Genomic DNA, 12,750 nt, shown 5'->3' with positions numbered 1-12,750 from the left:
TCGGCGGGTCAGCGGCTCCCGGCGGGCTGGGCGAGGGCGAGGTCGTGCCGGACGGTCCGGCCGATGTGCCCGATCAGCTTGATCAGGTCCGGGCAGTAGACCGACGGGTTCAGATAGCCGCGCCCTTCCCGGTACCGGTGCGCGTAGGCGCCGCCGCCGCAGACGTCGCGCACGGCACACGTCCCGCATGTGGCGGGGAGCGCCGCGCGGCCGATCTGCCGCGCGACCACGCCGGGATGCCACAGCGCGTCCTCGAAGCGATGATCGAAGACGGTGAGTCCGGTCTCGGGCGCCCCGGAGTAGGAGGTCTTCAGCGAGTCGACCTGCTGGAGCGTCCCGTCGGTGTCGACGACGAGCATGGCCACCGGGGACAGGCCGACGTTCTCGCTCCGGCTCTGCCCGCCGAGCAGCACGTTGATGATCTCCTCGAACAGCCGGACGCCGGTCTCCTTGCGCGGTGCGCGGTACCACCGGTCGAACACCGCGATGAGCCACTCGGCGTAGGGTGTGCCGCCGCCGTCGACGGGGCGGCGGGGCGGCGGGGCCGTCCAGGTTCCGTGCGGAAGCAGGAAGTCGACGCGGGGCGGCCGCGTCTCCAGCAGGGCTTCGTACGTCCGGATCGGATCGTTGTCGAGGTCCACCGTGCACAGCAGCCCCCGGTAGAGCCTCCGGTGCGAGCCCGCGAGCCGATTCAGGCCGCGCATGGCGTCGGCGTGGCTGCCGCGCCCGTTGGCGCGGAGCCGGTGCCGGTCGTGCCCGGCGCGGTCGCCGTCGAGGCTGACCGATACCCCCACATCGTGCTCGTCGAGCATCGCCAGCATCGCGTCGGTGAGCAGCACCCCGTTCGTCTGCGTGCTCACCTCAAGGTCACACGACGGCGGGACGGCGGCGCGGAACCGGGCGACGGCCGCGGCGATGGCGCCCTTGCCGGCCAGCAGCGGTTCGCCCCCGTGGAGGACGATCGTCACGTTGGCGAGGGCATGGTCTCGGGCGTGCTCGGCGACCCTTGCCGCCGTCGCGTCGAGCACCTCGGGCAGCATCGCGCTCGGCCGCGCTCGCCACGTCTGGTCCGCGCCCTCGTAGACGTAGCAGTAATCGCAGGCCAGATTGCAGCGGCCGTGAATCTTGAGCACGAACTCCGAGAACGGCACGGGCCGCCATCCGCCCGCCTGGAGCGCAGGAATGTCGAGGCCGTTAAGCGGCCATTCGGCGGATTCGGCCCCGTGCATCACATGCGGTTGTCAAAGACCGCTCGGACTGGCCGGGGGTCACGGCGCTCGGTGCCGGCGCGCACGACGGCTTCGCTCAGGACCGTTCCGGTGGGGGGTTCCGCGGCGTCCAACTCGTCGAGGGTGGGAGGCGTCCAGGGGAAGGCGCCCGCGACGTCGCTGGATTCTGATGCGCTGCCATGAGTGACCAGCACGGCCGTCTCCCCCTCTTGTCCCGCGTAACGGAAATGCGTCGCGCTCCCTCGGTGGGTTCAGGGGCATCAGCCTAGTCGCGACGCGACGATCATATGGACCCAAGGCTCTCCTGTGCGTGGATCCGCAAAATGACTCGCCGTGGATTTGCTCGCGGCGGCATGCCGGGCGGCGGGTCTTCGGCGGTGGACGGTGCGGCGCGTTGCCGATACCTGTTCTGGTGGCGACCATTCCCTCGCGGCCTCCTGCCGGTCGCCGCATCTGCGGGGCATGACGGGATGGGTGGAGTGTGACGGTTGACGCACTTTTGTTGCGGGGGTCGGCCGAGGGTTGCACAGTGGGATCGGCAGCGAACATCGGTGAGGTGCCCGTGACGGAGACCATGCGCCCGGCCCCGGGAGGATGGCGGCCGGGGGGAATGTGCTCGTTCCTCGTCTGCGACATCGCCGGCTTCAGTGACGCCTCCCGCGTCGATCCGGTGCGGGTCCGGGTGCGGAAGGCGATGTACGACGGGCTCGACCGGAGCCTGGCGGAGGCCGGGCTCCGGCTGGACGACTGCTATCACGAGGACCGCGGGGACGGGGTGATGGTCGTCCTACCGCCCGACGTCAGGACGGAGTTGCTGCTGACGGCGGTGGTCGGCCGGCTGCGCGCCGAAGTGCGGCATCACAACGAGGCCGCGAGCGAGCCCGCGCGGATGCGCCTGCGGGTCGCCGTCAACGTCGGCGAGGCCGAGTCGGACGGGCGCGGCATCGTCAGCACGGCGCTCACGCACGCGTTCCGGCTGCTGGACGCGGCGCCGCTGAAGGAGGCGGTGGCCGCGGCCGAGACCGGGATCGCGCTGATCGTCTCGCGGCGGGTGTACGACGACGTGGTGCGCCACGGCCGGGGGCTCGTCGATCCGGGCGACTACTACCGGGTCAGGGTCCAGGTGAAGGAGACCTCCGACGACGCGTGGGTCATGGTGCCGGGGGGACGGCCCGTCCGCCGGGCCGGGGCGGTTCCCGCGGTGCCCGGATGGGAGAGCGCGCCCGAGCCGTCGGCCGACACCCCGCTGCCGGACATCCCGCTGCCGGACATGTTCCGCATCGTGGACGGCCTGCTGGAGATCCCCCGGCTCCGCGCCGAGCGCGGACGCGACCAGGTCGTCGCGGCGCTGTCGCTGGAGATCGCCGGGGTCGTGCCCCGGTCGGCGGAGGCGCGCGCCGACCTGTTCGCCATCGTCCGGACGTGCCTCGACTATTCGGGCGGGTTGCGGCAGCTCCTGCAGGCGGTCCAGGGGTTCGTGGGCGAGTCGATGGCGGTGCGCCGGCTGGAGCAGACGATCGCCCGGTCGCTCCTGCCACCGCCGGACGACGCCTGGCCGCGGTGACGTCTGGCTGTGGTGACGTCTGGCCGCGGTGACGGCACTAGCGTCGGCATGGACATGCGAAGAGGCCGCCTCCGCCGGTGAAGGCGGAGGCGGCCTCTCCTGCCGCGTGGGTCAGCCGGCCAGGAGGTGGGTCCTGCCGAACAGGTCGGCGGCGGCCCGTGCGGTCGGGGTGCCCGCGTCCAGGTCGGCGCCCGCCTCGCGGAGGACGGCGACGACCTCGTCCGCACCCTTGAACAGGGCGCCGGCGATGGGGGACTGGTCGCGGTCGTTGCGCAGGTCCGGGTCGGCGCCGCGGTCGAGGAGGGCGCGGACCGTCCCGGCGTGGCCGTGGTAGGCCGCGAGCATGAGCAGGGTGTTCCCGGACGCGTCCGCAGCGTCGACCGGCAGGCCGTGGTCGACGAACTCCGCCAGCTGGCGGGTGTCGCCGTCGCGCGCCAGATCCAGCGCGATCGCCACGACGCGGTCGGTCTGCTCCCGGGTCAGTGCGCTCATGGTTCCCTCCCTTTCAGCCGGTACCCGCCGTGCTCAGCGTCCGGCCGCGAGTGCCTCGATCGCCTTGCGGACGCCCTCGCCGTAGGCGGGGTCGGCCTGGGTGCAGTTGGCGATGTGCCGCTCGACGGTCGGCTGGGAGGCTCCGTCGATCGCCCGCGCGGTGTTCTCGAAGAGCACCTGCTGCTGCTCGGGCGACATGTTGCGGAACAGGATGCCGGGCTGCTCGAAGTAGTTGTCGTCGTCCTCCCGGAAGTCGAACCGGTCGGCGACCGCGCCGACGGCCTGGCTCGGCTCGCGGTAGGCGGGCTGCTCCTGCCAGCGGCCATAGGAGTTCGGCTCGATGCCCGGCGTGGCGCCCTGGTTGCCGTCGACGCGCATGGCGCCGTCGCGGTGGTAGGAGTTGACCGGGCTCTTCGGCGCGTTCACCGGGATCTGGTGGTGGTTCACGCCGAGGCGGTACCGCTGCGCGTCACCGTAGGAGAACAGCCGGCCCTGCAGCATCTTGTCGGGCGAGTAGCCGATGCCGGGGACGACGTTCGCCGGGGTGAACGCGGCCTGCTCGACGTCCGCGAAGTAGTTGGCGGGGTTGCGGTTCAGCTCCCACTCGCCGACCTCGATCAGCGGGTAGTCCTTCTTCGACCAGACCTTGGTGAGGTCGAAGGGGTGGTAGCGGTAGGTGTCCGCCTCCGCCTCCGGCATGATCTGGACGTACAGCTTCCACTTCGGGAAGTCGCCGCTCTCGATGGAGTCGAAGAGGTCGCGCTGGTGGGACTCGCGGTCCCGGCCGATCAGCTCCGCGGCCTCGGCGTCGGTGAGGTTCTTGATGCCCTGCTGGGTGCGGTGGTGGAACTTCACCCAGAACCGCTCGCCCTCGGCGTTGACGAAGCTGTAGGTGTGGGAGCCGAAGCCGTGCATGTGGCGGTAGGACGCCGGGATGCCGCGGTCGGACATCACGATCGTGACCTGGTGCAGCGCCTCGGGGAGGTTCGTCCAGAAGTCCCAGTTGTTCTCCGGGTCGCGCATGTTGGTGCGCGGGTCGCGCTTCACGGCGTGGTTGAGGTCGGGGAACTTCAGCGGGTCGCGGAAGAAGAACACCGGGGTGTTGTTGCCGACGAGGTCCCAGTTGCCCTCCTCGGTGTAGAACTTCAGCGCGAAGCCGCGGATGTCGCGCTCGGCGTCGGCCGCGCCGCGCTCGCCGGCGACGGTGGAGAAGCGCGCGAACATCTCGGTCTGCTTGCCGACCTCGGAGAAGATCTTGGCGCTGGTGTACCGGGTGATGTCGTTGGTCACCGTGAACGTGCCGAAGGCGCCCGAGCCCTTCGCGTGCATCCGGCGCTCCGGGATGACCTCGCGGTCGAAGTGCGCCAGCTTCTCCAGGAACCACACGTCCTGCAGGAGCATCGGACCGCGGGGCCCGGCGGTCACCGAGTTCTGGTTGTCGGGCACCGGCGCGCCCGCGACGGTGGTCAGCGGCTTCTGGTTGTTCTCAGGCACGGTTCGCTCCTCTTCGGTTCTCATGTGCGGGTCGCGAGACAGTCAGGGCAGGTGCCCCAGAACGTCGCTTCGGTGGCGTCGAGCGCGAATCCTCGCGGGTCCTGGACGTCGAGGCACCGGGCCTCACCGGCCACGGCCCTGACATCGGCGATGGCTCCGCAGGCGCGGCACACCAGGTGGTGGTGGTCGTCGCCCGTGCGGGTCTCGAACCGGGCCGGCGAGCCGGCCGGTTCGATGCGCCGGACGAGGCCGGCCTCGGTGAGCGCGCGCAGCACGTCGTAGACCGCCTGGGTCGAGACCGAGCCCAGTTCCCGCCGGGCGGCCGTCGCGACGGAGTCGGCGTCGCAGTGGGGATTCGCCGTGACGGCCGCAAGCACGGCGACCCGCTGGCGGGTCACCCGCAGGTCCGCTCCCCGCAGGAGGGCGGCGGCGTCGATGGTCGGCATGAGCTGGAGCTAACCAGCTTTTCTGGAATCAGTCAAATAAACGATGAGTTCAGAACTTGGTCGCTCTCCGGAAGTCAGGACCGGGCGATGGTGGCCATCGCCCGGTCGGGCTCCCAATGCGCGCGCAGGGACCGGATCAGGCCCTCCTCGTTCACCGTGTAGATCAGGACGCAGTCGATCGTCATCGTGGAGCCGTCCGGCATGGTGGTGGTGATCGTGGCGACGTTCGCGCAGCAGGGGCCGTTGGCGAAGGAGTCGGCGATGGTGAAACGGAAGCCGGCGATGGTGGAGATGAAGTTGTCCCAGAAGGCGCTGATGGCGTCGGTGCCCCGATGGCCGTCACCCGAGGGGTCCAGGAAGGACGGGCCCACTGGGTCTTCGACCAGGGCGTCAGGGGCGAAGAGCGCCAGCCATGCGTCTTTGCGGCCCCCGATGACGGCCGCCATGGACGCGAGGGCGGCGCGGCGTGCCGGGTGGTCGGCGTCGGGGGCGTTCCACGCGATGGCTTCTGTAACGTGTTCTTGTTTCATGGTCCCACCTTCGCGATGACCGTCTCGGCGAAGCGTTCGAGGTTCTCGATCTTCTTGTCCAGGGGTTCGGTGTCGGGCCCCTTGGCGTAGGGCATCCGGAAGCCGACGATCACGTCCGTGACGCCCTTGTCCTCCAGGCGCTTCACGCCGTCGGGCGTGTACGCGTCCATGGAGATGACGTGGACCTCGAACGGGTCGCCGGCCTTGCCCTCCTGCTTCCGGATGTTGTCCAGCCTGGTCAGGAGGTCGTCGAGGTCGTCGCCGCCCGCGTGCATCCAGCCGTCCCCGCGGACGACCGCGCGCCGCAGCGCCGGCTCGGAGTGCCCGCCGACGAGGATCGGGAAGGGACGGGCGGGGGTGATCTTGATCGCGGGGAGGTCGAAGTGCTCGCCGTGGAACTCGAAGTAGTCGCCGGTGCTGAGGCCGCGCAGGATGTCGATCGCCTCGTCCATCCGCCTGCCGCGCTTCTCCCACGGCACCCCCATCACCTGGAAGTCCTCCGGCCACGGGCTGAGGCCGACGCCCAGGCCGAGCCGCCCGCCGGTCATGCAGGCGATGGACGCCGCCTGCTTCGCCACCAGAACGGGCGGGCGGATCGGGAGCTTGAGGACGAACGGCGTGAAGCGCAGCCTGGTGGTCACCGCGCCCAGGGCCGCGATGAGGATGAACGTCTCGATGAAGGGCTTGTCCTCAAGGAACTCCCTGTTGCCGTCCGCGGTGTAGGGGTAGGTCGAGTCCGACTCCCGGGGATAGACCACGGAGTCGGCGACCGACATGCTGGTGTAGCCCGCCTCCTCGGCGGCTTTGGCCAGCGGCACGTAGAACGACGGATCGGTCATCGCCTCGGCGTAGGTGAACCTCATACCCGGATACTAGAACCCGTTCTAGTCCCGTGCCAGGGTCAGTGGTCGGCGGGTGGGATGGGGAAGTTGCCGTTGAAGACGTTGGCGGGGTCGTAGGCGCGCTTGACGCGGCGGAGGCGGTCGAGGTTCGCGGCGAAGGCGTCGTGGAGGCGTTCGGGGCGGGTGTCGGTGTCCAGGGAGAGGTAGAGGCCGTCGGTGTGCGGGGCGACCAGGGCGTCCCAGGCCGTGTCGAGGGCCGGTTGGGCGGCGCCCATGGCGCTGAGCAGGAAGTTCTGGTGGCGGTGCGGGTAGGCGGTGGCGTCCGGTGGCAGATCGTGCGCGGCGCCGCCGGTGGCGCGGATCTGGGTGAAGTACGACGCCCCCGATCGGGCGAGCGCCGCGTAGGCGTCGGCGGTCTCGGCGTCGAGGCGGGTCACCAGGCCCGAGCGGACGGACGGGCTCCCGCCGCCGGTGTAAGGGGCGTCCCCTTCCTGGATGACACCGGCGTACGGCATGAGGTAGCCCCGGTGGTCCAGGACGGGACCGGCCTCGGCGAGGCGTTCCAGTTCGCGGACGGCGGCGTCGGTGTCGGAACCGGCGTAGACGCTCATGAGGTGGGCGGTGGCGGGCTGCCCGGCGCGGGCGCCCCCCAGGATGAGGAAGCTGGTCAGCTCGCGGGGCGCGGCCTCGACTGCGGAGCCCCAGCGCTGGAGCAGGCCGGAGGTGTCACTCGCGTCGAGCGTCAGCTGGGAGAAGACGACGTCGCCGAGTTCCATCGCCTCGACCTCGACCCAGGTGACGACGCCGAGGTTGCCGCCGGCGCCGCGCAGGCCCCAGAACAGGTCGGGGTTCTCCTCGGGGGAGGCGCGCAGGATCCGGCCGTCCGCCGTGACGACCTCGGCGGCGACGACATGGTCGACGGTGAGGCCGTAGGCGCGGCCGAGCAGGCCGATCCCGCCGGTGGTGGCGAGGCCGCCCACGCCGACGCCGCCGTAGTCGCCCGAGCTGATCGCCCAGCCTCGGGGGGCGAGGGCGCGGGCGACCTGGCCCCAGCGGGCCCCCGCGCCGAGCCGGACGCGGCGGGTGGCCGGGTCGACGACCTCGACGGTGTCGAGCGCGCCGAGGTCGAGCACGATGCCGCCGTCGTTGGTGGAGCGCCCGCTGATGCCGTGGCGGCCTGACCGGATGCCGAGCGGCACGTCCTGCGTCCGGGCGTAGGCGAGGCCGTCGACGATCTGGCCCGGGTTCGCGGGACGCAGGATCAGGCCGGGCGATCCGGCGCGCAGGTAGTTGTGGCGCAGCGAGCCGAAGGCGGCGTCGCCGGGTTCGACGGCGCGGGACGCCAGGCTCGCCGGGACCCGCTCGTAGTCGATCCCGTCGCGGCGGCGGGCGAGGACGGCGCGCTCGCGCCGGGCGGCGGCGGGGAGGGTGCCCGACGTTCCGCGCTCGCGGGCGACGGCCTCGCGGACGGCCGGGGCGATCTCCTCGCCGAACGTGCGGAGGTCCTCGGGGTCGTCGGAGGCGAGGATGAACGTGCCGATGCCGTCGTCGAGGGCGAGGGCCGCAAGCTCCTCCGCCCACTGGTCGGCGGGGCCGTGCAGCGGGCCGTCCGAGACGGCGGAGATCCGGCCGGCGATGTTGAGCAGGCGGCGGATCCGGGCGGGATCGCGTCCGGCCTCCCCGGCCGCCTCGTCGATGATCGTGTTGCCGGTCTTGAGGTCGCCGTCCCGCAGGTAGCTCAGGGACGGCAGCCATCCGTCGGCCCGGCGGGCGATCAGCCGCTGGAGCCGCGGCTTGTACGCGCCGACCCAGATCGGGATGTCGTGCGCGGGCGCCGGGCCGCGCTTGGCCCCGGCGACCCGGTGGTGCGCGCCGTCGACCTTGAGGACGGCGCGCTCGCCGGCGTCCCAGATCCCGCGGATGATCTCGATGGCCTCGCCTAGCGCGGTCACCGACTCGCCGGGTGTCAGGCGGTCGCCGCCCATCGCGGCGATCGCGTCCCAGAAGCCGCCGGCGCCGATGCCGAGGGCGAACCGGCCGCCGGACAGCAGGTCGAGGGACGCCGCGGCGCGGGCCAGCACCGCCGGAGGCCGCAGCGGGACGTTCAGGACGTTGCCCGAGACCGTGACCCGCTCGGTGGAGGCCGCGACCCAGGACATGAGCGTCCAGGTGTCCAGGAAGGCGGGCTGGTAGGGGTGGTCCTGGAAGGTCACGAGGTCCAGTCCGGCGGCCTCGGACTCCTGCGCCAGCCGGACCGGGCCCTGCGGATCGCGGTTGTCCGGGGTCAGGAACGCCCCGAAAGTCAGGTCATGGCCGTAGTCCACGGTCCGGCTCCTCGCTGAGAAATCATCTGTTCGGCAGACTGTATTGGAAGCAACACGTCTGATGGGCAGAAGATTCCGGTTACCCTGGATCCATGGGCATCGACCAGGCAGCCCCAGAAGACCAGGCAGCCGCGGAGAGCCGTCTCCTCCTCGGCTGGTCGCTCACCGTCCTCCTGCGCGAGTGGACCGCCCGTGTCGAAGCGGTCGCGGAGGCTCTGCCGCAGGGCGTGCGCGGCTACCAGGTGCTCTCCGCGGTCGTCCACGACGCACCGCCCACGCAGGCCCACCTCGCCGGCCGGCTGGGCATCGACCGCACCGTCATGACCTACCTGCTCGACGCCTTCGAGGGGTGCGGCCTCCTGGAGCGCCGGCCCGACCCGGCCGACCGCCGCAACCGGCGCGTCGTCCCGACCGACAAGGGCCGCACCGTCCTCGCCGACCTCGACGCCCGCGTCTGCGAGGCCGAGGCCGATCTCCTGTCCACGCTGCCGCCGGCCGACCGCGACGTCCTGCTCGTCCTGCTGGAACGCGCCGCCTCGGCCAACGACTCCACCGCCGACCGCTGCGTCTCCACCGCCCGCTCCCTCCCCGGCGGCGCCCGCTGACGTCGGCCCTCCCGCGGCGTCCGGCGGATGAGGGCCGGACGTCCCTTGCCGTGCGGGTGGACGGGGTGGTTCGGTGAGGGGATGGCGAAGATCGCGGTGGTGACCGGCGGGACGTCCGGGATCGGGAAGGAGATCGCCCGGGGACTGGCGCGGGCGGGCTACCTGGTGGCGATCGTCTGCCGGAACGAGCTGCGGGCCGCCGCGACGGTGGACGAGCTGGCGCGGGACGTGCCGGGCGCGCAGGTCGAGACGTTCCTCGGGGACCTGTCGGTGCAACTGGACGTCCGGCGGGTCGCGGCGTCGCTGGAGGAGCGGTTCGACCGGCTGGACGTGCTGGTCGACAACGCGGGCGTGCACCTGCTGCGGGCCAAGGTCAGCGCGGACGGGTACGACCGCATGATCGCGACGAACCATCTGGGGCCGTTCCTGCTGACGAACCTGCTGCTGGGGCTGCTGGAGAAGGGCGCGCCGTCGCGGGTGGTGGTCGTCGCGTCGGAGGCGCACCGGCAGGCCGACCGGTTCGAGGTCGAGCGGCTGGCGGAGCCCGGGTTCTACGGGCCGGCGGGGGCGGCGCGCGTCTACGGACGGTCCAAGCTGCTCAACATCCTGTTCGCGCAGGAACTCGCGCGGCGGATGGAGGGCAGCGGGGTCACGGTGAACGCGATGTGCCCGGGCGCCGTGGCGACCGGATTGTTCAGGGAGGTGCCCGGCGCCGGACGGGTCGGCGCGCTCCTGGCGCGCACCCCGTTCATGCGGACGTCGGCGCAGGGGGCGCGGATGGCGCTGCGGCTCGCTTTGGACGAGGAGTTCGAGGGGCGGAGCGGCGGTTTCCACAGTTCGACGCCGGGCGCCGGGCTGCTGCCGAAGGCGGGTCCGCTGAAGAATCCGGGCCTGCAACGGGCGATTTGGGAGCATTCAGCCCACCTCGTGGGTTTGCCCGCACTATAGGGTCTACGTGCGTGAGCCAACCGCACGTCCCGAACCCGTCGCGCGTCCCGAACCCGCCGCAGGCCCCCCGAATGCCCGCGCCGCCACCCGCGAAGCCGTCCGCGGTCAAGGATCTGTTCGGCGGCGCCCGGTACCTGCTGCGCGGCATGGGGTGGATGGCGCGGCATCCGGCGCAGTGGCTGTTCGGCCTGATCCCCGCGCTGATCGTGCTGATCGTGTACGCGGCGGCGCTGGTCTTCCTGGCGCTCCAGATCGACGACCTGGCCGGGTGGGTGACGGGGTTCGCCGACGGCTGGTCGGACGGGGCCCGGACGTCCGCGCGGGTCGTCGCCGGCATCGCCCTGTACGGGTCGGCGCTGTTCCTGGCGATCACCACGTTCACCGCGGTGACGCTGCTGGTGGGGGACCCGTTCTACGAGGCCATCGCGGTCCGGGTGGAGGAGTCGCAGGGCGGCGCGCCGCCGGAGCCGGACGTCCCGCTGCTCGTCCAGATCGGGCGGGCGATCAAGGACACGCTGATCATCGGGGCCATCGTGCTGGCGTTCACGGTCGTGTTCTTCGCGTGCGGGTTCCTGCCCGTGGTGGGGCAGACGGTCGTCCCGGTGGTGGCGGCGCTCGTGTCGGGCTACTTCCTGGCGGGCGAGCTGACCTCGATCGCGCTGGAACGGCGCGGGATCCTGCGCAAGGAGCGGTTCGCGCGGATGAAGGCGCACCGGCCGCTGGTGGTCGGGTTCGGCGCCGCGACTTTTGTGGTGTTCCTCATCCCGCTGGGCGTGGTGCTCGCCATGCCGGGCGCGGTGGCGGGCGCCACCCTGATGGCGCGGGAACGCCTGGCGGACGATCCGCTGGTCGCAGCGGGTGAGGGCGGTACGACAAGGCATCACTGAGGCGATAGAAAGATGTGTCCTGAGCGTGATTGCGCGCGGGATGGCCACTCCTGATCTTGGCGTAACGTGTGCCGCATGTCCGATCAGGGGGAGCGCGGTGTGCGCTGGACCGATATGAGCGAGCCGCCGGACGAGTCCCGGCGGGCGTCCGGCGCCGAGGGTGCGACCGGACCGCAGGCGGTCTTCCCCGAGCCCAAGGTTCCCGAGGTGTTCATGCCCGCCCCGACCGGCCCCGCCGACCCGCCCGGCCCCGCCGACTCCGACGAGGACGCGCCGTCCCATGACGTGTGGGGCAGGGTCGAGGGCCCCCCGTCCAAGGAGGCCGACGACCGCGACGCCGACGACGTCAAGGTCGCGCCCGTCGCCCCCGAGGAGGACGCGCCCCAGTGGGAGGGGTCGCTCTTCGACGAGGGAGGAGCGGGCGACTCCGACTCCGACTCTGAGTCCAACTACGTTCCGGCCGTCCCCACCGGGTCGGGGCAGCCCGCCAAGCCGGGCAAGCCGAGCAGCGGCAACTGGCAGATGCCGGAGTGGATGGCGGACGAGGAGTCCGCCGATGCCAAGCTCGGCGGCTCGCCGAAGCCGTCCCGGGACGTGCTGGAGGGGGGCCGCGGCCGGTCCCGGCTGATGCTCTTCGGCGGGGTCGGGCTGCTGGTGGTCGCGCTGCTCGCGGCCGGCGCCGTCTACTTCATGAAGTCCGGCGACGACGAGCCCGCGGCGCCGTCCGGCAACGCCGACCAGCGGGCGGCGGCGGAGGAGTCCCAGGCGGCGCAGGTCAAGCTGCCGCCGGACAAGCCGCTCGCGAAGTTCCGCGGCACGCCGAGCCGGATGCTCGGGATGGTGAACGACGCCCATTCCGGGCTGGCCTACCCGCGTTTCGCGGCGCCCTGGCAGGTGCCGACGAAGAAGAACAAGCTGGGCACGTCGGGATGGTCCGGGCAGCAGATCATGGTGACGGAGCGGCTCCCCCAGCAGCTCTGGTACGGCCAGCTGCTGACCGGCACGTTGCATCCGAGCCTGCTGAGCGCCTACGAGGGCCCGAAGAGCGTGAAGAACGTCGCGGCCCTGGTCGCGCAGGGGTACGAGGCGCAGTACTACGCGTTCCCGCATAAGGCGGCGCCGCTGGCGTCGCAGGCGCTGACCGTGGGCGGGCACCAGGGCTGGCTGATCGCCTCGTACCTGACCTACCAGCGGGACGGGGTGCGGGCGACCGGCGAGATCGTCGCGACCGGCGTGATCGACACGGGCCGCCCGACCCCCGCGGTGGTGTTCGCGTCGATGCCGAACACGCACAAGCAGCGGTGGCCGGACCTGCACGAGTTCCTCGCCCACCTGAAGATCGCGTCCTGACCGGACCGCGCCCTGACAACCGAATGACGTTCTAATAGG

At 71.8% G+C, this 12,750-nt stretch carries 12 protein-coding genes; 5 read left to right on the top strand and 7 right to left on the bottom strand.

The window, feature by feature from the left end; translation table 11 throughout:
- Positions 1-8 precede the first annotated feature (8 nt).
- Positions 9-1,229, bottom strand: coding sequence for an FxsB family cyclophane-forming radical SAM/SPASM peptide maturase (locus SM418_RS19830; protein WP_371942550.1), 1,221 nt, complete (start codon positions 1,227-1,229; stop codon positions 9-11).
- Between the two features lie 562 nt (positions 1,230-1,791).
- Here SM418_RS19830 and SM418_RS19825 point away from each other — a divergent pair.
- Positions 1,792-2,793 carry an effector-associated domain 2-containing protein gene (locus SM418_RS19825; protein ID WP_371942551.1) on the top strand — a complete coding sequence of 334 codons (1,002 nt, stop codon included), beginning with the start codon at positions 1,792-1,794 and terminating at the stop codon, positions 2,791-2,793.
- A gap of 111 nt (positions 2,794-2,904) precedes the next feature.
- Here the strand turns inward: SM418_RS19825 and SM418_RS19820 are convergent, their stop codons facing one another.
- The 6 genes from SM418_RS19820 to SM418_RS19795 all read right to left on the bottom strand — a co-directional run bounded on the left by SM418_RS19820 (position 2,905) and on the right by SM418_RS19795 (position 8,921).
- A complete protein-coding gene (locus SM418_RS19820; RefSeq protein ID WP_371942552.1) occupies positions 2,905-3,285 on the bottom strand; it encodes an ankyrin repeat domain-containing protein in 381 nt (126 codons plus the stop codon).
- Between the two features lie 33 nt (positions 3,286-3,318).
- On the bottom strand, positions 3,319-4,803 hold the full coding sequence (locus tag SM418_RS19815) for a catalase (protein WP_371942553.1): 1,485 nt from the start codon (positions 4,801-4,803) through the stop codon (positions 3,319-3,321).
- Positions 4,800-5,225 (bottom strand): Fur family transcriptional regulator, encoded by a 426-nt coding sequence (locus SM418_RS19810; RefSeq protein WP_371942554.1) that lies wholly within the window; start codon positions 5,223-5,225, stop codon positions 4,800-4,802. Before SM418_RS19810 ends, SM418_RS19815 begins: the two co-directional genes overlap by 4 nt.
- 74 nt (positions 5,226-5,299) lie before the next feature.
- The gene (locus SM418_RS19805) at positions 5,300-5,755 is read right to left on the bottom strand and encodes a nuclear transport factor 2 family protein (protein ID WP_371942555.1); all 456 of its coding nucleotides are present in this window, start codon (positions 5,753-5,755) and stop codon (positions 5,300-5,302) included.
- A complete protein-coding gene (locus SM418_RS19800) occupies positions 5,752-6,618 on the bottom strand; it encodes a TIGR03619 family F420-dependent LLM class oxidoreductase (RefSeq protein ID WP_371942556.1) in 867 nt (288 codons plus the stop codon). The genes SM418_RS19805 and SM418_RS19800 overlap by 4 nt, the downstream gene beginning before the upstream one ends.
- Before the next feature lie 38 nt (positions 6,619-6,656).
- Positions 6,657-8,921, bottom strand: a complete 2,265-nt coding sequence (locus SM418_RS19795; RefSeq protein ID WP_371942557.1) for an LLM class flavin-dependent oxidoreductase — start codon at positions 8,919-8,921, stop codon at positions 6,657-6,659.
- A 92-nt stretch (positions 8,922-9,013) separates the two neighbouring features.
- On the opposite strand from SM418_RS19795, the gene SM418_RS19790 reads away from it, so the two are divergent.
- From SM418_RS19790 to SM418_RS19775, 4 genes are all read left to right on the top strand, one after another.
- Positions 9,014-9,526 (top strand): MarR family winged helix-turn-helix transcriptional regulator, encoded by a 513-nt coding sequence (locus SM418_RS19790; protein ID WP_371942558.1) that lies wholly within the window; start codon positions 9,014-9,016, stop codon positions 9,524-9,526.
- 81 nt (positions 9,527-9,607) lie between these two features.
- Complete coding sequence (locus SM418_RS19785; RefSeq protein WP_371942559.1) at positions 9,608-10,474, top strand: SDR family NAD(P)-dependent oxidoreductase; 867 nt, start codon at positions 9,608-9,610, stop codon at positions 10,472-10,474.
- 11 nt (positions 10,475-10,485) lie between these two features.
- Entirely contained in the window at positions 10,486-11,361 is an 876-nt protein-coding gene (locus tag SM418_RS19780; protein WP_371942560.1) for an EI24 domain-containing protein, read from the top strand.
- A 75-nt stretch (positions 11,362-11,436) separates the two neighbouring features.
- Positions 11,437-12,711 carry a flagellar basal body-associated FliL family protein gene (locus SM418_RS19775; protein WP_371942561.1) on the top strand — a complete coding sequence of 425 codons (1,275 nt, stop codon included), beginning with the start codon at positions 11,437-11,439 and terminating at the stop codon, positions 12,709-12,711.
- Positions 12,712-12,750: the final 39 nt, after the last annotated feature.

The sequence above is a fragment of the Actinomadura chokoriensis genome, from assembly GCF_041463665.1.
In the GTDB taxonomy this organism is placed as follows: Bacteria; Actinomycetota; Actinomycetes; order Streptosporangiales; family Streptosporangiaceae; genus Spirillospora; species Spirillospora chokoriensis_A.
This window is presented reverse-complemented; position numbering and strand designations above follow the sequence as displayed.